The following is a 20,105-nucleotide window of genomic DNA, read 5'->3' as shown; positions in this document are numbered from 1 at the left end:
ATTATCTCGCCGCCAGTCCTTCAAAATTTGTTCCTAATTGATTATCTTTATCTCGTAATGAATTAGCTGCATAAGCAATATCATCTCCAAAATGAATCAATTCTTTTTGTTTTTTCCGTAAAAGATGAATTAGTTCTTCTGCTAGTTGTATATCATGAAAATAGTCTTTTCCGTTTTGGGATATTTTCGCAACCTCTCTAATTGCTTCATCTACTTCATGTTCTTCTAACAGATGATATTTTCCTCCAGGGCCTGTCTCATGCTTCAATTGACTCTTTAATTTCGCAACTTCCTCTTCTTCTTGTTGTTGGAATATTTCTATATTTCTAATAATATCAGATAATATATCGCTTATTTTTTGTATCTCTTTTGCATGACGAATGATATCATCTGGTTCTAATTCTAGTCGAACACTACCATTATTGTGGAACATTTCTAGAAATGTTGACATTGGATGTTGTCCCATAAATACAGCCGCGAGAATACTATCTGTTCCATTACTTTTTGTTGTAAATTGTTTACCAATCATAGGTGCTCCAAATTGATTGAAATTTCCTACAGCATCTTCTTTATGAGTATAATCTACTACTTTATTTTCCATTACGCCTTCATCTACTCGTTTTTTTGCTTTATCACTTAGTAATCTATAAATATTTGGTGCAGCATATGTTGTTGCATAACAATTCATTTCTGCTGCTACATATTGAGCCTCCGCAGCACCTTTACTATGTCCGGTAGTGTGAATAGATGTAGGATTATATTTTTTCTGTGAATTCTAATGCACTATCAAATGATGTCGGAGCTTTTCCGCCTGCTACACCAAGGTTCTTTTTCTGTCCAAGTGTAATTTGAACTATATCTGTGGTTTTATCTCCATCGAATCTATCAAATTCAGTACCACGGAATGCAATGATTACATCGTCATACTGTTTTTTACCAGGCTTATACTTATCTGCAGGTACTACAGCGATTGCTTGTAATCCATTTTTTACTTTTGTTTTATCTGCATCAAATGTTTCTATAACTTTCCATTCTTGACCATTAGATCCTTTGATTTTTGCCTCTTCGTGCAAAAAATCTTTATTATAAACGTTATCTGATAGTTTGAAATAATCTTCATCTGTCGCAATTGGATTCTTTTTAAATTCACTCATATGTCTCAACTCATTTCATGGTATATTTTAACTATATTCAAATACAAGGGGATTTTAAATGAAAAAGAAATTGGTAATTGTTTTATCCATTATTTGTATTATAGCAGGAGGATATTTTACTATGGAATATTTAAAACAAAAAGAAATTGAAGAAAAGTTTTGGAACGAGCAAAAAGAACGAGTAGAAAAGTATATTCACTATAATATTAAAGATGTAAAATCGATTACATTTAGAGAACATAAGGTAAGTCCAATGGGCGTTCCTCATATAAGAGGTTATATAAATGGTGATAAGGGATTATGGTTTGATGCTGGTATAGGTACTACGGAAAATTTTGAAGATGATTTTGGATGTTCTGGGGAATTAGATAAACTTATAAAAAAACCTGATAAGTCGGTATCTGAAATTGAAAAAGAAGAGAAGGAAAAGAAACAAGAGTAGTCTTTGTACTATTCTTGTCTTCTCTATCCCATTTTTAAGAAGAATGCATTGGTAAGTTTTTTATAAGGAGATTTTCAATGAAGAAAGTAATGATTTTGGTTGTATCTGCTGTGGTGATCATAGCAGGAGGATATTTTACTATGGAATACTTAAAACAAAAAGAAAAAGAAGAAGAGTTTTGGAAAGTACAAGAGGCACGAGTAGAAAAGTATATTCACTATAATATTAAAGATGTAAAATCGATTACATTTACAGAAAATAAGATAAGTCCAATGGGAGTTCCTCATATAAAAGGTTATATAAATAATAATAAAGAATTAGATTTTATAGCTAGTATAAGTACAACTGAAAACTTTGAAGACAAATTTACGCGTTCTGGAGAATTAGATGAAATGATAAAAAAACCTGCAAAATCTGTATCTGAAATCGAAAAAGAAGAGAAAGAAAAAAAACAAGAGTAGTCTTTGCGCTACTCTTATTTTCTGTATCCCATTTTAAGAAGAATACATTGGTAGGCTTTTTATAAGGAGATTTCCAATGAAGAAAGTAATGATTTTGGTTGTATCTGCTTTGGTACTCATAGCAGGAGGATATTTTACTATAGAATACTTAAAACAAAAAGAAAAAGAAGAAAAGTTTTGGAATGAACAAAAAGAACGGGTAGAAAAATATATTCACTATAATATTAAAGATGTAAAATCGATTACATTTACAAAAAATGATGTAAGTCCAATGGGAATTCCTTCTGTAGAAGGATATATAAATAATGATAAGGAATTATGGTTTGATGCAAGTATAAGTACTACAGATAAATTTGAGGATAAGTTTGGTTGTTCTGGGGAATTAGATAAAATGATTAAAAAACCAGCAAAATCTGTATCTGAAATTGAAAAAGAAGAGAAGGAAAAGAAACAAGAGTAGTCTCTTTAACTACTCTTGTTTCTTTATTCTAGGGGTACCGCCCATCACTGTTAAGCTCACAGAACAGGTTGCTCCTAAAATGAACTTCATTGCTATAAAAGACTCTAATTTTTCGTTTTGGGGCAAATATTATATAAAATAATAGCTATCTCTGAATCACTAGTTTCAAAAAAGCCTTCACGCAATGATGATTGCATGAAGGCTTTTGATGTTTTCTTATTTTTTTGTCTCGTTAACCCATGTAATAATGTCCTGGATGACGTATTCGGGAACGTTAGCAGGGATTTCGTATTCACTAGGAAGACTTAATTCACCGTCACCCTCCGTGAAGAAATGATTCAATTTCGGGTATTTTTTGAACTGAACATTCCCGCGGTTTGAAAGTCCTTTCTGCCATTTTGTATATTCATCTTTTACTGTTACTTGATAATCGCGTGCTCCTTGCAAAATGAGTAAAGGCTCTTTTCGTGATTTTGCTTCTTCAACTGGACGCCACCTAGAAACATCATACATAAAATGAGGTGACCCCAAATTGTAGCCAGCTGGAGGATGGTCAGGATTGAAAGCAGGATCCTGGATAAAAGCGACTTGTCTTTTTAATTCATCGATTACTTCCTTTGACTCCCCAAGGTATTGATACTGATCAATGGCAATGTCAGTCAAAGGCCGTGCAGGTGGTGCGAGTAAGATACTTCCTCGGACAAGTGAGGAAGGCGCTTTGCTCAGTATACGTGGCATTGTACCGGCTCCTAGACTATGTCCAAGAATGAAAATATTATTTGGATCAATGCCTTCCTGCTGCACTGCTGATTTTGCTGCATAGATAGCATCATCTGTAGTATCACGATCTAACGTAACAGGTTCTGCACTCATCTTTAATGCATGTTCTAGGGTACGTTTTTCATAGCGCAACACTGCAATTCCGTTGGATGAAAGTCCTACTGCGATGTCTCGTAAGATTTTTGTTCCCATGTATGTGCTGTCGCGATCATGGATGCCAGCACCATGAACAAGAACAACTACGGGCAGCTTTTCACCAGGCTTATGTTTCGGAACTGTTAATGTCGCTGGTAACGGATAGGTAGAATTTCCAATGACGATTTCACGTTCTTGATAGGAGTCAGGTTGATCATAGCTAGGATGGGGGATGGTAAAAGATTCCTCGGGTGGCCTTTCTCCAATTTCATCTACTTTCCCGCCAGGTGTGAATTTAAGAAGTAGCGGTATGGTAGTTCCTTCGGTAGCTGCTGGAATTTCTACCGTCTGATGGACCAAGTTTCTTTTTTTTATCACGGGGGTTTCCATGCTTTTAATCCCGCTCCAGCCACTTTTTGTCCACCAGTTTTGTAATGTGGTTGCTGTAAACTTGGATTGAAAAGCAGCAGACGTCAACTGTAGTGCCTCTGCATACTTACCTTTCTGGAGATATTCAAAAAATAATGATGTACGCTCCGTTAAAGAGACTAGTTTCTTTTCAGCAGATTGTTCTTCATGTGTATCTGCGTGAATAGTTGTTGTAAGCGGGAAAGATGAAACGCCTAAAGAAAAGAGTAGGGTAAAGGTAAGGACTGATTTTTGTATTTTCTTTTTTTTATTCATGTTTCAACCTCCAATATGTGATGGTACAAAACAGGTATGGTAATTAGAATTCTGGTGCGAAAACTTCAAAATATTTGCAAGCAATCTCCAAAACTTGGACATACTCATATTATTATTCTAAAAAAATGTAGATTTCTTCTCTTGTTACATGCATATTAATCCCAGAAATAATCTTTCTTCCTTCACTTTATATTTTGATTATACGAAGCAAAGCTCTCGTTTTTCTTACTTGATACTTACAAATTCCTTAAGTAGAGGATATTTTAAAATTTTGGCTGTATGAATATGTAGCGGTACTCCTATGTTAAGAGATAGCTTAAGGAATGAGGATTATATTGTTTTTATAAAGAGTTGATGTTATGTTTGTTTTGTAATATATGGTGTTTTATGCATGTAGGAGGATTTATTGAAGAAATTATTAATATTGTTTTTATTAGCTACATTTTGTCTACAGATTACAGGATGTTCTAATAATATGGGTACACTAAGGGAGAAGTCTAAAACTTTAACGACTGTGAAGTTTAAACGCATCAATAAAGGGTGGTACAAACATATGTAATAGTTTGTATCACCCTTTGTTGATGTTAAAAGTCATAAGAAAAAGGTTATAGATATTTTTCATAAAGAAAAGACACCCATATAAGAGTGTCCTTTCTAATAGTTTTTTAGCAGAAGCAACTGCATCCGATAATGATTAATAGTATAAAGAGTACAACAAGCAAAGCAAATCCTCCAGCAAAACCACAGCCTTCTCCGCAACTACCACCATAGCCCATAATAGTTCCTCCTTTAGGTAAGAGGATTAAAACTAAGGGCCATTCATGTATTTTAACGGGTTCACTTTACTTTATGTTTTTAAGAATGAATGGAGTAGGTCCTTTTGAAAATAAAGAAAAGCCCCCCTAAAGTGCCTTCCTTCAACTTGAACCATCTAATTTTAATAATATATTGGACTCCCATCCGAATACTATTTTACTATGTTAATTTTTTTGTTCATTGAGGGGTACCGCCACATTGCTATCAAGCTAAGGCTAAGAAAGGTCAGTTTCAGAAGGGATTTTTTCTTATTCTAAAAACCAGTGCAAATCATTGGGGATTCTGCATATCAAATAAATCCTAACGGGTTTCATTTTTAAAATTAAGCGGCTTAATTATCAGACATGGTCCAATTGTAAACGACACCTAATATATTAAAGACTGTTTTCTCCCTGTATCGATGGGGATTTTCGTCCGTTTCGCTGTAAGAGTTTCAGCAGGCGAAGAAAAATATTTGAAAATCTAATATTTTTTAGAATCGTAACCTTTATAGGTGGCGTTGTATTAGTAAATTCATGATAGCTATAATAAAAATTTTTAAACAATACCAATTAATTTTGTATTTTAAAATTAATACTTGCAAATCCAATACGCCTCGTATACAATCTGTATACGTAATGTATACGAATTGTATACGAATTGTATACAAAATGTAACGAGAGGTGAAAATGATGGCAGAAACATATCGTAAAGCTAAGGTATTAAAATTTCTAGACAAATTACGTGAAATGAAAGAGATGAATATAAAATATTCACAAATGTATTTGATAAACTTAAAAGAATTAATTCCTCATATGGAGAATGATATGTTTTTTCTGGAAAATGTAGAAGAAATAGAAGATATTTTAGAAAATCTACAGTTTAAGAAAGAGGAAGAAAATATTGTTTTATTAAGAGAGCAACTCATGTTTTTTAAGGAAGCAACTAATGCTATAACAACAATTAAAGATATCAATATTATTTTAGAAGAAGCTGGAGAGTTTTTTGACTTAGATATTCCTGAAAGAAAAGTGAAATCTGGAATGGTAAATTACAAAATTCAATCCATTGATCCAATGGATATGACTGGTATTAAAAAGCAATATTATATTATGTTAGGGGAAATTGGTGTATCATACCCTGATGGAACAGGCGATGAAGAATTTGTAGCGGCTGCAAATAAAGTATTTCTGGAGTATGTTACACATAATGATATTACAAAAGTAGATGATGGTTTTATTGTTTCGCTACCGGTATTTGCTTCTCATCAAGTGATAAAAGATTTAACGAATGCAGATTTAACAGTTCTTGCAATGATTCCTATAAAAGAAAAAGAATAAGAAGTCATAGAAAATAAGTTAATGGCTGAATTGAAAAATCAAGTATTAGAGAGTTTAGAGGAAATATGTGAAACCGATATAATAAAAGAAAATCCATAAAAAGCTTTGAATTTCTTGAGCAAATAGTTATAATTCATCAAATACAGAAATAGACATACAAAAATACCATCCTTTCCTATGATTCTACAGAAAGAATAGCGTATTTTTTATTTTAGGGGGATTTTTGAAGAAGGAATTAATACAATATGTAAAAATACTCTGCTATCTAGTGAACAGTTTTATACTTTCCTAATAATAGTCAAATAAATGGATGATACTATACTTATATAATCATTATCAGGAGAATCTGCAGATTTGCAGATTCTTTTTTATTTTATCGAAAGTAAACTTTTAGCCAGCAGTTTATTTTCATACTATTAATTTTTATACGTATTTGGTGAAAAATCAAGGAGCTGCAAAAAAATACTATACCGAAATTTAGTTCGGTAATAGTAACGTGCATATAAAAGATCCCACTTTGGTATATCTCCGAAAGAGTCATAAAAATCTATGTTTTTTTAATTCAGTTGCAAACTACAAAACTTCTTTTGAAAGAAATGTACATACAAATTATATTTTATTCCATAACTCTCTAACTTTTGTTCATGGTAGTCTGATATTGAAAAAATATAATATTTGGTACGACATCACTTTGTTTTTTTATAAAGTTTTGTAATTAAACTATAATATTGTATTTTTTTTGTATTATTGAAATTAGTAATAATAAAATGTATTATTGAAAAGCACAATTTATAATTCAAGTAATCAGGACTATGCGCCCATTATAATTTGAACATTCAGAAATTATAATATTGTCTAAAAACGAGGTGAGATTCATAGAAACAGTACATATTAAATGGTATGGAATGTATAGTATAAATGATTTTTATAATAGGGAAGAAGCTTCTAAGAAGGGGATATTTGCAATCTCTAGAGTATGTGCTAAGAGTGTAACATTGCTATATATAGGACAAACCAAAAGAAGCTTTATACAAAAGATAAGGGAACTTAATAAGGAGTGGCCTTTCGATGAGAGCGAATTAAAGATTACATTAGGAATAATAGAATTTCCTAGTGGTGAAATTTACTCTGAAAAGAAGGTAAAAGAGATAAAATCCCTTTTGATTTTACGACATACCCCATTAGAAAACGAAACATCTTTATTATACTATAGAGGGAAATTTAATTTAAAAATTATAAATAAGGGAAGAAGAGGTTTAATTGTTAAAAAGCTTTCTACAGGAGATCTAATATGGACATAATTGGAATCACCTTTGAATAAAATTGAAGGTTTCTTAAGTGCAGAAGCTTATCAATTTTTAATGTATTAAACTATTTTGAATAACATATGTCAGATACTTGAAAAAACACAAATTTTATTATGATATGAAATCCTGTATGGAAAGTGTAGTTTATTTCTATTGTTTAATAAAAATATTAAGAATTTTAGGGATAATACATAAAGAGTAGAGGAGAAAGTAAACACGGAGGTTTGAAGAATGGGACAAGTAAGCAGATTTCAAGAAAAACAACAGAATCGTCGTCAAAAGGCAATTTTTAATATTGCATTTACTTTGGTATTAGTGACAGTTGGTATAGTGACATACCAATTGTTTACCCCTTCTAATACATCAACGAAAGCAATTGCTCAAGAAAAGAAAGTAAAAAAGATAGAAGAGAAGAAAAATGAAGATAAAGAAACAGCAAAGATAGAAGAGAAGAAAGCTGAAGATAAAGAAACAGCAAAGATAGAAGAGAAGAAAAATGAAGATAAAGAGGCAGCAAAGATAGAAGAGAAGAAAAATGAAGATAAAGAGGCAGCAAAGATAGAAGAAAAGAAAAATGAAGATAAAGAGGCAGCACAGCTAGAAGAGAAATCAAAAACAGAAAAATTGGTAAAAACGAACGGAACTGAAAATAATGAGGAAGAAAAAACGGCATCTCAAGAAAAGGGTTCTCAAACTAATCCTTCTTGGAAGCCAATTGGTACCGAGCAAGGAGCAAAACCTGAAATGAAATTTAAAGAAGGAACAGTAGATTGGAGTGAGATGAAAAAAGCAATTTCTTATGCTGTTGATGTTCCAGAGAGCCAATTGATTTTCGATTTTATTGGGAATAATGGTAATAATAAAGCCTACGGTAATGTACGAGATAAGCAAAATAATAAAAAATATAAGGTTAATATTGATTGGGTAGAAAATCAGGGGTGGAAACCAGTATCTGTACAAGTGGTAAGATAAATAATAGAAATGTAATGATGTAAATCAGCTGTCCATATGGACAGCTGATTATTTTTTTTGCTTAGCGTATTTTTTTGAAAATGCTGGTGGTACCTCGTTGAGAAACATGAATTAAATCTATATTTTGTTTTATTTACTTTACTACTTTATCTATAACTTCTTTATATTTATGATAGTAATTAGTTTCAAATAAATAGTTGTACGGAAGAAAATGTTCCTTGTAAGTAGTAAGCATCCTTTGCAATTTTAATTTATAATTATTTATAAAAAAGAAAAGACACCCTAAGGTGCCTTCCTTCGACTTGAACCATCTTAATTTTAATAATATATTGGACTCCCATCCAAATATTATTTTACCATGTTAAATTGTTTTATTCATTGAGAAATATAGTTTCATTTTATATTTAAAAGAATTTTATAGGCTAGAACCACCTATTAATTAGGGGGAACTGACATGTTAAGCTAATATTATAATACTTCTAGAACGGAAATTTTTTAAATATGTATACGAGCCACATATTAAAAAAAAGACACTCTCAAGAGTGCCTCTCCTTAGCAGCCGAATCCGCCGCCCCAACAGCTAGCGCCAACGATGATTAATAAGATGAAGAGCACAACAAGTAAGGCAAATCCGCCGCCGAAACCACAGCCTCCACCACAACTACCGCCATAGCCCATATTAACTCCTCCTTCCATAAAGACCATTTATTAATGGATTTAATTTACTTTATGTTTTTAAGGATGAATGGAGCAGGTCCTTAAAAAAATAAAAGGATTTTAGAAGTTAAAAAGAGTTGACGACCTTATTTTTGTCACCGGTATCCCGCCTTCTACATATTGTATTTTATTCTGTGTATTGGGGGAAGGAGGATCTTATGGCTAATTCTGAGATGATTTTACGTTTACTTACGGATTTAAAGATTGAACAACAATTGTTGAAAGAACAGTTAGAGAAAATGCAAACAGCTGTGACTATTCTTGAAGAAAAATCAGTGACGCTTAAAGAAAAACCAGCGACTCTTAAAGAAAAAACAATGACTCCTGAAGAAAAACCATCTGTTACAAAGCAAAGAGCTTTTTCTGGACGCCCAACATCTTTTCGTGATTGGAGAGCATCTGCTCAAAAAAATTCATAAAACTATAAAAAAAGAAGACATCAATTAAGCTGTCTTCTTTTCTTATCCAATCCAAATGAGTTAAGAAGGTATATCCATATTGCTTTAAAAATAAGAAGAAAATAACGATTGTCGACTCCTATTTTAGTTATCTATTATTTGTTTTAATTCATTTATTCGTATTATTTTTTGAGAGCCCCAGTAATGAGGCCTTTTTTATAATTGTGTTAAAGTAGAAACCCCTCAAGCATAAGGAGGGGTTACATAACTAGGAAAATAGTTATTTGTGTTTAATGAGAGGAAGTTCAGGGTATTGTTTCTGAATTTCTTCTAAATGATTTTCGCTTTTGCCTTTTAAAGTTTGATCGAAAAAGTTAGTTACTAGTTTATTAATCAGTTTATAGTTTGTGGCTACATCTTCGCCAGGTTCATTAATAATAGGTGAAAATGCTGCTAAATCTGTAAAACTAGTATGGTTTGTTTTTGGAATTACCACTGTGTACACGCCCGGTTTTTCAATAGCTTTATTTCTTGAATAGACTATTTCCAATAATTCATTTTGGATTCCGGTTGTCTTTGGATTCTCAGCCTCTTTCATAAAATGAATCGTAGCTTCAGCATTCATCAACATGAATGGTTTTTGAGGACCGTCTTTAGGTAGTGGATCGCCATATAATCCGCCATCCATATCAATTGCAGCTTTAATACGCGTATCCTTCACTAACATTTGTGCGGCAGTTGCTCCACCAAAAGAGTGACCGAACATTCCAATTTTGTCATAGTCAATTAAGTCTGCAATAGTTTTAAAACTTTTATCGAAATTGCCTTCTATTACTTCATTTAAAACAAAAGTAGTATCCTGTTCCCATTTTTGAACTATGGTATTTAAGGCGGTAGGTGTATATTCAATTGGTATAGAGTCTACACGGTTTCCATTAGGGAAAATCGTTGTTGCTGCATATCCTGTGAAATTAAGAGCGATTACTACATAGCCTTGACTAGCTAATTCCTCTAACTGGAATGTATTTTGTTGACCATATAATCCCATCCCATGGCCGAATAAAAGGAGGGGGAATTTTTCTTTAGCTTGAAGTGGCTTAGCATTTTGATAAGAATGTGTTTTTGTCAGCCCTAAATGTGTCGTTACGATATACGGAGCACCGTTTGTTACTGCCAATTGTTCGGCCAGTTCGTTTATGTTCTCAAAATAGACAGAAGGCTTCCCTGATCCTTTTGCGGCAGGATAGTATACTTGTATCATTAACTCACGATTTCCCTGACTATTTGGTACAGTTGTTTCTTTTCGATTTGTATCAATTAAATGAAAAGCTTTCGTTCCTACTGTATATTTTCCAGTAGGCTCCGGGAGTGTTATGATCGGAAAAAGTAAAGGTAATGTAAACATTGCGATAGCAGTTACGATAATTCCTAAACCTTTTAAAACTTTCATCACTAACTTTTTAGAAACGGCTGTAGTTTTTGGTTTCAAAAAAACTTGTAATGTTAAAACGAACAATAAGAAATAGGCGGGAATCATACGCCAGTTTGCACCAATTACAATGATGGTGGCAAATAATAATGCATAATTTATTAGTAAAAGGACTCCATTTTTTTTCGTCAACCCCCTTTTGATAAAGATGGGAATGATACTAGATAAAAGTAATACAGCAACAAAAATGATTTCTAACATTTTTAGCTCCTTTCCTAATCAATATAGATATAGATTGATAATTTACAACCTTCCCAATTATATAACTATAATTGTATGCATGTAAGTAAGTTTAGAATGTTTTTATATGACATTTAAAAAAGTACTCATACGAGTACTTTTTCTTAAATGAATTATTATTTATTTTTAAACCGTTCCCCATAAATGATAAACCATACCGATAACAAAAAATGCTAGTCCTACAAATAAAACAATTAAAGCAAGCACTCCATTTTTATTATGTTCCATAAAATTATCTCCTTTTCATTTACTTATCTACAAAAAGCCTTTAGTCGTAATTATGTCTAAAGGCTTTGATCTTCATACTTTGTAGTTTATAAAAAAGTTGCACTGCTGTATTAATTTGGAATATGATTATTTAAAGAGAAGGTGATGAGTACATGCAGGACAAAAAACAATTCCCGCTTATATCTGGAAATCTCTCATTAGATTTAGTAAATACAGAGCTAGTTAGGCGTGGACAACGTTATGATTTATTAATAACAAATGAAGATGTATTAGAATGGCTACATGTAATAAAGGTTAATCTTCCTTTTTGGAATGAAAAAACATTTATAAGGATTCAAGAGCGCACCAATCAAGTTACATCTAGTATATTAGAGGTAAGAGAAGTACTGAGAAAACAGTTTGAGGCAATTGCTGATCAGCAAAAAATTTCTAATGATTTTATTATGTATTTAGAAAAACAAATTGAGAAGGCACCATTTACATATAAAATCATTGAACAACAGCTAGTATCTATCCCGGTTGGAGAAATCGAGGATGTACTCGCATCGTTAATTGCATTTGATGCTTTAACGTTAATAGCAGAAAATAAGCTGATTTCCCTTAAAAGGTGTTCAAATCCTGAATGTGTTTTATTATTTATAGATAAGAGTGGGAAACGAAAATGGTGTTCTATGAAAATATGTGGGAACCGGAAAAAGGTAGCAAAATTTCAGGATCGAAAATTTGAGGAAGTTTAGAGAATCAACTTATAATAGTTGATTCTTTTTTTGTATTCTCTAACTAACCCCTAAAATTAATATTTACAGGTTAGTTATTGCCGAGTTATAATGGTTGGTAAATAAAGGAGGAGAACGATGAATAATATAACAGCAACTAAGCAAAAAGACCCTCAACCAATAAGTGTACGATATTTTACAAAAATGAAAGGGAAAGGAAGAAGTCCATTACAAGTAAATGTAAAGGACTCTTTAACGGGACTATTAGGGGGATTTTTAACAATTCTTACCTTAACATATTTAACGAGCATAACCTCTACAGAATTATTAATGGCTCCATTTGGTGCGAGTTGTGTATTAGCGTTTGGAGTTTGGAATGCGCCATTATCTCAGCCGCGTAATATTATTGGAGGACATTTGATTTCAACTTTCATTGGTCTATCAATATATCATTTGTTTGGGAATGAATATTGGACAATTGCTTTAGCGGTGGGGATGGCAATAGCCGTTATGATGTTAACGAGAACGACGCACCCTCCGGCAGGCGCCGATCCGATTATCGTTATTTTAGGGGCAAATAGTTGGAGTTATTTAGTAACACCAGTTTTAATTGGCTCCGTAGTTATTGTAGTTATTGCTTTATTCATCAATAACATGAGTAGTAAAAGAAGTTATCCAACTTTTTGGATGTAGTTTGTGAAGTGAAAAATAATTTAAGTGAGTATTCTATTCTTACTATGTTTTATTTTTTATATAGTAAAAGCCTTAGTCGCAATTGCAGCTAATGGCTTGGGGCCTCATACTTTGTAGTTCATAAAGAAAAGACACTTTAAAGTGTCTTCTACAGATTTGAATTATTTAATTCATGTAATTAATATTCGTTAGCATAAAACTCTTTTATTAATTTTATTTCATTTGTATCTGGATTAAACTTAAATATTTTAATTTGATTCGATTCGTCTTTGTATGCAAATGTATTCTCACCAACTTGGGTCATATTGCTGGTGTTTAAGATAGGATCGCTACCGTGATCAGTAATTTCCACAGTTTTCTCACGATCCCAGAATGCAATGACAATAATCAAAATGATAAGACATACCCGTATAAAACGTAATTCTCTTGCAACAGGATGTTCCATCTGTTAGTCTCCTTTACTGTTTGATAGAGTTTGTTTATAAAAGAGATAATTGCAATGAATATAAATAAAAAAGACACCGTAAAGTGTCTTTTTTATTTTAGTTATGCGCATTACTTAATAAGACGCTAGTTCCTCAGTCTGGCTATGAGTAACTATGTAGGGTGATTCCATTATAACATTTTAACCAGTAATGGGTCTATATGGAATTTGATTGATTTTCTTTTTGATTATTCAGAACGATTAATTGGGTATTTGGATGAAGGAAGCAGTGAGGAAGAAGGGACTTAACTTGTTTTAGAAGAGTGTCTTCTTTTTTGTATCATTGTGAGTAAAGTGTAGCGTTATGTTTCTCTTTACACGAAGATAACGGTATACTATAGTTAAGTTAAGTAAACTTAACTATCAAACGGAACGGAATAAAAGCATGGAGGAATAACGCTATGACTAGAACGTATAAAGAAGTAATTAATGAAATGAACCGAGCTTATAATGAATTCTACATTTTACTATTCCAGGAGTTAAAAGATGAGTTCGGTCTTACAGGACAGCAAGAGAGCATGCTATTTCATATTAATTTAAATGAAAACACGACAGCAAATCACATTGCGACTACCTTTAATGTATCCAAAAGTGCCGTTAGCCAAGTTTTATCTAAATTGGAGAAACAGAAGATGATTTCAAAACAAGTAAACCCTAATAATAAACGGGAGTATTTTCTTACACTTGGTCCAAACGGTAGTAAGTATATAGAGCGGTTGTCTGAGTTAGATGATGTATTAATTGAGAAATATTTTTCTAAAATCGATATAAATGCCCTTGAGCAAATGACCGAGACGTTAACGAAAATAAATAAAGTGATATTGGAAGAAAAACAGAAGGATTTTAATTGTAATGAGTAAGAACGTAGATGAAGCAATTAGTAGAAAGGAGGAGAAGCGTGTTATGAGTTACATACCAAATATGATTACGATAGCAAATTTTGTATGTGGACTTTTAGCTATTTACGCTGTTTTCGTTCACGATATTTATTTGGGAGCAGTTTTTATTATTACGGGTATGTTGTTTGACTTTTTAGATGGCATGATCGCTCGGAAACTTGATTCTGTTTCAGAAATTGGTGGAGAGTTGGACTCATTTGCCGATTTAGTTACTTTTGGTGTGGCACCATCTATTCTTGCATATAATGCCTCGTTAAAAGATTTGCAGTCTATCGGGATGATATGCGCGCTCGCTTACAGTATTTGCGGAATGCTTCGGCTTGCGAGATTTAACACACAGCAAAGCAAACTCCCAACCTTTATCGGCATGCCCATTCCATTCGCGGCAATGTGTCTCCTCATTTTATGTTTTTTAAAGAATCCAGTTTCCGTGGCGTTTGGTACATGCGTACTCGCTTATTTAATGGTAAGCAAAATCAAATTCCCTCATTTTAAAAAAGATATAGCTGAAAGCTTGAAGCCTGGAAGAGTGGATTGATGATACGGAATTACAATGAGAAAGATAAAGGAGAATAACATGGTTCGTATGGCATTAAGATCATTCAACATACAAATGTATTGTTTGCTAGGCGTAATGTTATTGGGATGGCTTGTGACACCTTTTTCAGCACAGTTCGTAGGGATAAGCATTGGCCTTTTAGTAAGTATGTACTGCGCCTGGATTTTAGGAAGACGTATTGAAAAGTTCGGAGATAGCATTGTAAAAAAAGAAAAAGCACCAATGCTCGGAATGATGAACCGGTTCGCAGCCGCAATTCTCGGCGCAATTATTATGTATGAAATTGAACATCATGAATTCATGTGGACATTTGCTGCTGGAATTATGAGTGGGTATTTCTTGGTTATTATTAATTTAGGGTATTACAGTATGAGGGATGAGAAGGAGTAAAGTGAAAACTAAGTTTAAGCATACTGTTGCCTAACAACGAATAGCGGATTGGTAATAATAAAACCCAACATAAGATTTAAGAAAAATTTTATATTTACCCCACTTTTTATTTTAAAAGTTTTTCCTATCCTATAAACAAGTTACATCAAGGAGGAGACTGAAAATGAAGAAGTGGGGATTTTTTATTTTTAATATATTCCCTATATTCGAAGACAAAGTAGAAGATTAAATATATGAACAAAGTACCGATTCTTAAACTATGTTCTAAATAATAGATGAAAATGTAAAGTTAGGGGATTCCACATGCATACAGGAGTTTTGATGAGTTATTTGTATACTTATTTTTTTACTATTATGTTTTGTGTTGTGTTTCAAATTGGATTTTATTTTAAAGCGAAAAGAACTATATCTATTCTGCATTTTTTGTGGGTGTATGTTTTTCTGTTCTATCTTTCGCTAGTGTATAAGGTGACGCAAATCGCGACTGTATGGGATATAAGTAGATATGAAACGTGGATTCGTGTAAGTCAAATCAACTTGACTCTATTTGATACGGCAGGTAGTACTACGTATCTTTTGAACATTGTACTGTTTATGCCATTAGGTTTTTTATTACCGACTATTTGGCCTCAGTTTAGAAAAATGAAAAACACGGTATGCGCGGGATTCTTTTTTTCATTGGCTATTGAGTTAAATCAATTACTAAATAATAGAATTACAGATATTGATGATGTATTTACGAACACCCTCGGGGCGATTATTGGGTATTTATTATATAAAGCATTATTTAAAATGATATATAAAAGAGAGGAAAAAAAGCTGGATACAAACTCTTCTCTAGTTATAAAATACGAGGCTATTTTTTGTTTAGTGTGTTCATTTGTAGGGGCGATGTTAATTTATCATCCAGCTTTATTTGGAAGACCTGTCATCATTCAGTGAGGTGATTACGAATTTTTTTAACGCTCGTACGATATTTCAATTTGTAAAAAGCCTTTAACTTGTTATAGTTAAAGGCTTTTATCATCATAATTTTTACTTACCAACTACCCACTCGAGTATCCGCCTTTAACCAATTCACCCAATCCAACTCCTCTACTTTAAGCAAACTAAGCGAAACACCCTTCATATCTAAAGAAGTTAACAGCGTACCAATCTTTACGAATGCCACTTGCAATCCTTCAAGTTCACACAAACGGCGAATGTCGTTTGCGAAAATGTATTGTTCCATTAATGGAGTTGCGCCGAGTCCATTAATGAGGATAGCGAAGTTGTCTCCTTTTCTCCAGCGATAAATGCTTTTTAGTTTGTTCATTAGTTCGATCGCTAATATTTCAGAAGAGGATAGTGCTTCTTTACGGTAACCTTTTTCGCCATGGATGCCGACGCCATAAAACACTTCATCGTCATTTAATGTGAATGAAGCTTTTCCTTTCACTGGATCGTTGGCAGGGGAAAGGGCAACTCCTAATGTGTGTAAGTTTTCAGTTATAGAGTGGCCAAGTGTTGTTAGTTCTTCTAAAGAATGTCCACTCTCAGCGGCCGCACCTAATATTTTTTGGACGAAAACAGTGCCAGCTACGCCGCGTCTTCTTTTATTAAAAGAAGCATCATCTTCAATTGAAACATCGTCATTTACGATGATATGGTCAACTTTTCTTCCTTCTTCTTGAGCAATTTGCTTTGCTGCTAGAAAGTTTTCTACGTCATCTTTAAAGTTTTTGATGATGAATAGTATACTTTTATCTTTTGGTATGAGGCGAGTTGCCGCTACAATTTGTTCCACTGTAGGCGGAGTGAAAATACTGCCGTTTACTGCCGCTGTAAGCATACCTTTTCCTACATAACCAATATCAGCAGGTTCATGTCCGCTACCACCGCCGCTTACAATAGCGACGTCTTGCTCCAGTTTTTCGATATTTTTTACATAAATGATGTTATTTGTTTCGTCGTAATTTACTTTGTCATTATGTTCAAAATAAAAGCCGTGCAGCATATCTTGAACGATATTTTGTACATCATTCATAATCTTTTTCATTGCTTTTGCCACCCTTTAATTACTTTGCTGATTGCTCAAGTAATAGTAGTAATTGATTGTTTATCATATTTTTCATAAGAGAAGACATAACGGATGGATCTACTTCGCACTTGCTTTCAATCCAATCTTTTATCGTTCCAACGAAGCCGTGACTATAAAAGGAGGCAATCGTATTTTTTGTCTCATCAGAAAGGCTGAATCCACAGCTCACAGATAGTTCATCGATAATCTTCATATATAAGTTTTTCGTATGCTCAAATAAATAGTGATTAAACGAGTTTTGCTCAATGACTTTAAAAGCATTTCGGTAAAATTTTTGATTTTCATAAAAGTAATCAAATAATAAATCGAAAATGTTTTCCCATGTTTCATAATCGAGAAAGTCTATAATATTTTCTTTCGTTTCTTCTCTATAAATCCAGCTTAGTAGTTCAAATTTATCTTTAAAATGATAATAAAAAGTTTGCCTACGCATTTGACAGTGTAACATAATATCGCTCACTGATATTTTATGAAACGACTCTGTTTCCATTAAATATTTCAATGAGTTCGCGATTATCTTTTTAGAAATTATAGAAGAGGTCATCTCAATCATCCCTAGAATGTTATTAATATGAAAATCCTATCTATAAATGAGAGCGGTGTCTTTAGACAGATTGTCCATTTTGTCCGTTTACTATAAAACGCTTTCATTTTAACATGAGTAGTAAGAAGAAGATTTCAAATATATCACAATATATTAAAGGAATTGAGGGAGAACTACAATGAAAAAGATTATAAACAAACCAGAAACATTAGTAATGGAAATGTGCAATGGAATGGTTATGGCTCATCCAGAGCTTGAGCTTTTGAAAAAATATAAAGTGATTAAGAAGAAAGAAATGAACGAAAATAAAGTAACGTTAATTAGTGGAGGCGGTAGTGGTCACGAGCCGGCACATGCAGGATTAGTCGGAAAAGGAATGTTAGATGCGGCAGTGTGCGGAGATGTGTTTGCGTCACCTTCACAAATTCAGGTATACCAAGCGATTAAAGAGACAGCTAGTAAAAAAGGTACGTTATTAATTATTAAAAATTATAGCGGCGATATTATGAATTTCAAAAACGGTGCGCATTTAGCGACGGAAGATGGAATTGAAGTCGACTACGTAAAGGTGGACGATGATATTGCGGTAGAAGATAGCCTGTACACAGTAGGACGCCGCGGCGTTGCGGGAGTTATTTTAGTTCATAAAATTGCCGGCGCAGCAGCGGAAGCAGGTATGGATTTAGGAGCGGTGAAAGCTGTAGCAGAAAAAGCAGCGGCTAACGTGCGCACAATCGGTTTAGCGTTAACGTCTTGTACAGTTCCAGCGAGTGGATCACCTACTTTCACACTTGCGGAAGATGAAATGGAATACGGTGTAGGTATTCACGGCGAACCAGGAATTAAGCGTGAAAAAATGCTGTCAGCAGATGAACTAGCGAACCGTATGACAAATGATCTTGTAAAAGATTTAGGAGTAAAAGATGGAGAAGAAATTGCGCTTCTAGTTAACGGTTTTGGCGGAACACCACTGCAAGAACTTTACTTATTTAACAACGCAGTTACGAGAGAACTAGCTGCAAGAAACATTAAAATTAATAGAGTATTCGTCGGTAACTATATGACAAGTATTGATATGGCTGGTATGTCTTTAACGGTAATGAAGTTAGATGAAGAGCTAAAAACATTACTATCAAAAGAATGTAATACACCAGCGTTTAAAGTAGATGGACCAGTTGAAAGTGTAGAGTACGTGAATGTACTTGAAGAGGCAGAAGAGAAGGAAGTTTCTTTTGAACTAGAAACTGCGGAAGAGCACGCTGTTATTAAAGATAATGTCATTACATTAAACAACATGATTTATCTCGTTGATAAAATGAGCGATATTATTATTAAAAATGAAGTACCGTTTTGTGAGTTAGATACACATGCAGGTGACGGCGACTTCGGAATGAGTGTTGCAAAAGGATTTAAGCAATTAAAACGTGAGTGGCATTCTATTGTAGAACAAGAAAACGTAACGATCGGATCATTCCTTGACGGTTGCTCCATGATTATTATGGAACATTGCGGCGGCGCATCTGGTCCAATTTGGGGCGGAGCATTCCGCGCAGCTAGTAAAGCAGCGGGCGAAAAACGTGAGCTAACAGTGAAAGAATTCGCTGAAATACTGCAAGCAGCACTGCAAGGCATACAATCTATCGGTGAAAGATCATTTGGCAGAGGAGCGGTAGTTGGTGACAAAACATTAGTTGACGCACTTGCTCCATGTGTAGATTCTTGGTTAGCTAGCGCCTCAAACGAAGTAGACGTAAAAACTGCCTTTGAAAAAGGAGCAGAAGCAGCAGTTAAAGGCGCAGAGTATACGAAAGAAATCGTAGCTCGCATGGGCCGCGCTGGTACAGTTGGCGAAAGAAGCTTAGGATATCCAGATGCAGGTGCACATGCACTTGGGGTTATCTTTACGAAGATTGCGGGTAGTTTGAGATAGTAATTGGAAAGTCCCTCTGCCTTAAGGTGGAGGGATTTTTATATAGTTGATATGTAGAAGACTTCTTTCGGTGCTCTCCCTGTAAAATATGAGTTTGTTACTATTTTTGATAAAATCTTATTTCAAAAATACAACTAATTTTTCTCAACATTAATATATTGAAAATAGTTAGAATATTTAAGATAATCATTTGTGAAGAAGTAAATTA

22 protein-coding genes and 1 pseudogene are annotated in these 20,105 nt (G+C 33.5%); 15 read left to right on the top strand and 8 right to left on the bottom strand.

Going from position 1 to position 20,105, the window contains the following annotated elements; all coding sequences use genetic code 11:
* Position 1 precedes the first annotated feature (1 nt).
* Positions 2-1,154, bottom strand: a pseudogene (locus MKY38_RS17115) (hypothetical protein).
* A gap of 58 nt (positions 1,155-1,212) precedes the next feature.
* On the opposite strand from MKY38_RS17115, the gene MKY38_RS17110 reads away from it, so the two are divergent.
* The 3 genes from MKY38_RS17110 to MKY38_RS17100 all read left to right on the top strand — a co-directional run bounded on the left by MKY38_RS17110 (position 1,213) and on the right by MKY38_RS17100 (position 2,517).
* The gene (locus MKY38_RS17110) at positions 1,213-1,596 is read left to right on the top strand and encodes a DUF1433 domain-containing protein (protein WP_000728343.1); all 384 of its coding nucleotides are present in this window, start codon (positions 1,213-1,215) and stop codon (positions 1,594-1,596) included.
* Positions 1,597-1,673: 77 nt separating this feature from the next.
* The gene (locus tag MKY38_RS17105; protein ID WP_065223419.1) at positions 1,674-2,057 is read left to right on the top strand and encodes a DUF1433 domain-containing protein; all 384 of its coding nucleotides are present in this window, start codon (positions 1,674-1,676) and stop codon (positions 2,055-2,057) included.
* A 76-nt stretch (positions 2,058-2,133) separates the two neighbouring features.
* On the top strand, positions 2,134-2,517 hold the full coding sequence (locus MKY38_RS17100) for a DUF1433 domain-containing protein (RefSeq protein ID WP_341049219.1): 384 nt from the start codon (positions 2,134-2,136) through the stop codon (positions 2,515-2,517).
* 216 nt (positions 2,518-2,733) lie between these two features.
* Here MKY38_RS17100 and MKY38_RS17095 read toward each other — a convergent pair whose 3' ends face one another.
* Positions 2,734-4,116, bottom strand: coding sequence for an alpha/beta hydrolase (locus tag MKY38_RS17095; RefSeq protein WP_070179787.1), 1,383 nt, complete (start codon positions 4,114-4,116; stop codon positions 2,734-2,736).
* 406 nt (positions 4,117-4,522) lie between these two features.
* Between MKY38_RS17095 and MKY38_RS17090 the strand changes: the two genes are divergently transcribed.
* Complete coding sequence (locus MKY38_RS17090) at positions 4,523-4,675, top strand: hypothetical protein (RefSeq protein WP_170965453.1); 153 nt, start codon at positions 4,523-4,525, stop codon at positions 4,673-4,675.
* 106 nt (positions 4,676-4,781) lie between these two features.
* On the opposite strand, the gene MKY38_RS17085 is transcribed toward MKY38_RS17090, so the two are convergent.
* A complete protein-coding gene (locus tag MKY38_RS17085) occupies positions 4,782-4,892 on the bottom strand; it encodes a YjcZ family sporulation protein (RefSeq protein ID WP_000540371.1) in 111 nt (36 codons plus the stop codon).
* 708 nt (positions 4,893-5,600) lie between these two features.
* Here MKY38_RS17085 and MKY38_RS17075 point away from each other — a divergent pair.
* From MKY38_RS17075 to MKY38_RS17065, 3 genes are all read left to right on the top strand, one after another.
* Positions 5,601-6,251 carry a hypothetical protein gene (locus MKY38_RS17075; protein WP_341049216.1) on the top strand — a complete coding sequence of 217 codons (651 nt, stop codon included), beginning with the start codon at positions 5,601-5,603 and terminating at the stop codon, positions 6,249-6,251.
* Between the two features lie 866 nt (positions 6,252-7,117).
* Complete coding sequence (locus MKY38_RS17070; RefSeq protein WP_002100802.1) at positions 7,118-7,552, top strand: hypothetical protein; 435 nt, start codon at positions 7,118-7,120, stop codon at positions 7,550-7,552.
* A 237-nt stretch (positions 7,553-7,789) separates the two neighbouring features.
* Positions 7,790-8,530 carry a YrrS family protein gene (locus MKY38_RS17065; RefSeq protein ID WP_341049215.1) on the top strand — a complete coding sequence of 247 codons (741 nt, stop codon included), beginning with the start codon at positions 7,790-7,792 and terminating at the stop codon, positions 8,528-8,530.
* A gap of 552 nt (positions 8,531-9,082) precedes the next feature.
* Here MKY38_RS17065 and MKY38_RS17060 read toward each other — a convergent pair.
* The gene (locus tag MKY38_RS17060) at positions 9,083-9,208 is read right to left on the bottom strand and encodes a YjcZ family sporulation protein (protein ID WP_000540377.1); all 126 of its coding nucleotides are present in this window, start codon (positions 9,206-9,208) and stop codon (positions 9,083-9,085) included.
* Positions 9,209-9,405: 197 nt separating this feature from the next.
* Between MKY38_RS17060 and MKY38_RS17055 the strand changes: the two genes are divergently transcribed.
* Positions 9,406-9,666, top strand: coding sequence for a hypothetical protein (locus MKY38_RS17055; RefSeq protein ID WP_000013693.1), 261 nt, complete (start codon positions 9,406-9,408; stop codon positions 9,664-9,666).
* Positions 9,667-9,925: 259 nt separating this feature from the next.
* On the opposite strand, the gene MKY38_RS17050 is transcribed toward MKY38_RS17055, so the two are convergent.
* Positions 9,926-11,335, bottom strand: coding sequence for an alpha/beta hydrolase family protein (locus MKY38_RS17050; protein WP_341049212.1), 1,410 nt, complete (start codon positions 11,333-11,335; stop codon positions 9,926-9,928).
* 419 nt (positions 11,336-11,754) lie between these two features.
* On the opposite strand from MKY38_RS17050, the gene MKY38_RS17045 reads away from it, so the two are divergent.
* Positions 11,755-12,339, top strand: coding sequence for a CGNR zinc finger domain-containing protein (locus tag MKY38_RS17045; RefSeq protein ID WP_070179790.1), 585 nt, complete (start codon positions 11,755-11,757; stop codon positions 12,337-12,339).
* A gap of 117 nt (positions 12,340-12,456) precedes the next feature.
* Positions 12,457-13,011 carry an HPP family protein gene (locus tag MKY38_RS17040; protein WP_001059994.1) on the top strand — a complete coding sequence of 185 codons (555 nt, stop codon included), beginning with the start codon at positions 12,457-12,459 and terminating at the stop codon, positions 13,009-13,011.
* Positions 13,012-13,189: 178 nt separating this feature from the next.
* On the opposite strand, the gene MKY38_RS17035 is transcribed toward MKY38_RS17040, so the two are convergent.
* Entirely contained in the window at positions 13,190-13,456 is a 267-nt protein-coding gene (locus MKY38_RS17035) for a YmzC family protein (protein ID WP_000400965.1), read from the bottom strand.
* Between the two features lie 440 nt (positions 13,457-13,896).
* Here MKY38_RS17035 and MKY38_RS17030 point away from each other — a divergent pair, with 440 nt between their 5' ends.
* The 4 genes from MKY38_RS17030 to MKY38_RS17015 all read left to right on the top strand — a co-directional run bounded on the left by MKY38_RS17030 (position 13,897) and on the right by MKY38_RS17015 (position 16,285).
* The gene (locus MKY38_RS17030; protein ID WP_341049208.1) at positions 13,897-14,355 is read left to right on the top strand and encodes a MarR family winged helix-turn-helix transcriptional regulator; all 459 of its coding nucleotides are present in this window, start codon (positions 13,897-13,899) and stop codon (positions 14,353-14,355) included.
* Between the two features lie 43 nt (positions 14,356-14,398).
* On the top strand, positions 14,399-14,932 hold the full coding sequence (pssA, locus tag MKY38_RS17025; RefSeq protein WP_065223421.1) for a CDP-diacylglycerol--serine O-phosphatidyltransferase: 534 nt from the start codon (positions 14,399-14,401) through the stop codon (positions 14,930-14,932).
* 39 nt (positions 14,933-14,971) lie between these two features.
* Positions 14,972-15,343, top strand: coding sequence for an ATP synthase subunit I (locus tag MKY38_RS17020; protein WP_065223412.1), 372 nt, complete (start codon positions 14,972-14,974; stop codon positions 15,341-15,343).
* Positions 15,344-15,646: 303 nt separating this feature from the next.
* Positions 15,647-16,285: a VanZ family protein gene (locus MKY38_RS17015; protein WP_078385070.1), complete on the top strand. Its 639-nt coding sequence runs from the start codon at positions 15,647-15,649 to the stop codon at positions 16,283-16,285.
* Between the two features lie 97 nt (positions 16,286-16,382).
* On the opposite strand, the gene dhaQ is transcribed toward MKY38_RS17015, so the two are convergent.
* Positions 16,383-17,381: a DhaKLM operon coactivator DhaQ gene (gene dhaQ, locus MKY38_RS17010; RefSeq protein WP_070179794.1), complete on the bottom strand. Its 999-nt coding sequence runs from the start codon at positions 17,379-17,381 to the stop codon at positions 16,383-16,385.
* 19 nt (positions 17,382-17,400) lie between these two features.
* The gene (gene dhaS / locus MKY38_RS17005) at positions 17,401-17,967 is read right to left on the bottom strand and encodes a dihydroxyacetone kinase transcriptional activator DhaS (protein WP_078385069.1); all 567 of its coding nucleotides are present in this window, start codon (positions 17,965-17,967) and stop codon (positions 17,401-17,403) included.
* Positions 17,968-18,145: 178 nt separating this feature from the next.
* Here dhaS and dhaK point away from each other — a divergent pair, with 178 nt between their 5' ends.
* Positions 18,146-19,897, top strand: a complete 1,752-nt coding sequence (dhaK, locus tag MKY38_RS17000) for a dihydroxyacetone kinase subunit DhaK (RefSeq protein ID WP_341049204.1) — start codon at positions 18,146-18,148, stop codon at positions 19,895-19,897.
* Positions 19,898-20,105 lie beyond the last annotated feature (208 nt).

It is taken from the genome of Bacillus sp. FSL R5-0585 (assembly GCF_038004545.1).
In the GTDB taxonomy this organism is placed as follows: Bacteria; Bacillota; Bacilli; order Bacillales; family Bacillaceae_G; genus Bacillus_A; species Bacillus_A cereus.
This window is presented reverse-complemented; position numbering and strand designations above follow the sequence as displayed.

Excerpts from the sequence above, each read along its gene's own strand:
- MKY38_RS17020 (WP_065223412.1), top strand. The coding sequence starts at position 14,972 with ATGGTTCGTATGGCATTAAGATCATTCAACATACAAATGTATTGTTTG.
- MKY38_RS17075 (WP_341049216.1), top strand. The coding sequence starts at position 5,601 with ATGATGGCAGAAACATATCGTAAAGCTAAGGTATTAAAATTTCTAGAC.
- MKY38_RS17085 (WP_000540371.1), bottom strand. The coding sequence starts at position 4,892 with ATGGGCTATGGTGGTAGTTGCGGAGAAGGCTGTGGTTTTGCTGGAGGA.
- MKY38_RS17040 (WP_001059994.1), top strand. The coding sequence starts at position 12,457 with ATGAATAATATAACAGCAACTAAGCAAAAAGACCCTCAACCAATAAGT.
- MKY38_RS17015 (WP_078385070.1), top strand. The coding sequence starts at position 15,647 with ATGCATACAGGAGTTTTGATGAGTTATTTGTATACTTATTTTTTTACT.
- MKY38_RS17060 (WP_000540377.1), bottom strand. The coding sequence starts at position 9,208 with ATGGGCTATGGCGGTAGTTGTGGTGGAGGCTGTGGTTTCGGCGGCGGA.
- MKY38_RS17035 (WP_000400965.1), bottom strand. The coding sequence starts at position 13,456 with ATGGAACATCCTGTTGCAAGAGAATTACGTTTTATACGGGTATGTCTT.
- dhaQ (WP_070179794.1), bottom strand. The coding sequence starts at position 17,381 with ATGAAAAAGATTATGAATGATGTACAAAATATCGTTCAAGATATGCTG.
- MKY38_RS17065 (WP_341049215.1), top strand. The coding sequence starts at position 7,790 with ATGGGACAAGTAAGCAGATTTCAAGAAAAACAACAGAATCGTCGTCAA.
- MKY38_RS17110 (WP_000728343.1), top strand. The coding sequence starts at position 1,213 with ATGAAAAAGAAATTGGTAATTGTTTTATCCATTATTTGTATTATAGCA.
- MKY38_RS17055 (WP_000013693.1), top strand. The coding sequence starts at position 9,406 with ATGGCTAATTCTGAGATGATTTTACGTTTACTTACGGATTTAAAGATT.
- MKY38_RS17050 (WP_341049212.1), bottom strand. The coding sequence starts at position 11,335 with ATGTTAGAAATCATTTTTGTTGCTGTATTACTTTTATCTAGTATCATT.
- pssA (WP_065223421.1), top strand. The coding sequence starts at position 14,399 with ATGAGTTACATACCAAATATGATTACGATAGCAAATTTTGTATGTGGA.
- MKY38_RS17045 (WP_070179790.1), top strand. The coding sequence starts at position 11,755 with ATGCAGGACAAAAAACAATTCCCGCTTATATCTGGAAATCTCTCATTA.
- MKY38_RS17100 (WP_341049219.1), top strand. The coding sequence starts at position 2,134 with ATGAAGAAAGTAATGATTTTGGTTGTATCTGCTTTGGTACTCATAGCA.
- MKY38_RS17105 (WP_065223419.1), top strand. The coding sequence starts at position 1,674 with ATGAAGAAAGTAATGATTTTGGTTGTATCTGCTGTGGTGATCATAGCA.
- dhaK (WP_341049204.1), top strand. The coding sequence starts at position 18,146 with ATGAAAAAGATTATAAACAAACCAGAAACATTAGTAATGGAAATGTGC.
- MKY38_RS17095 (WP_070179787.1), bottom strand. The coding sequence starts at position 4,116 with ATGAATAAAAAAAAGAAAATACAAAAATCAGTCCTTACCTTTACCCTA.
- dhaS (WP_078385069.1), bottom strand. The coding sequence starts at position 17,967 with ATGACCTCTTCTATAATTTCTAAAAAGATAATCGCGAACTCATTGAAA.
- MKY38_RS17030 (WP_341049208.1), top strand. The coding sequence starts at position 13,897 with ATGACTAGAACGTATAAAGAAGTAATTAATGAAATGAACCGAGCTTAT.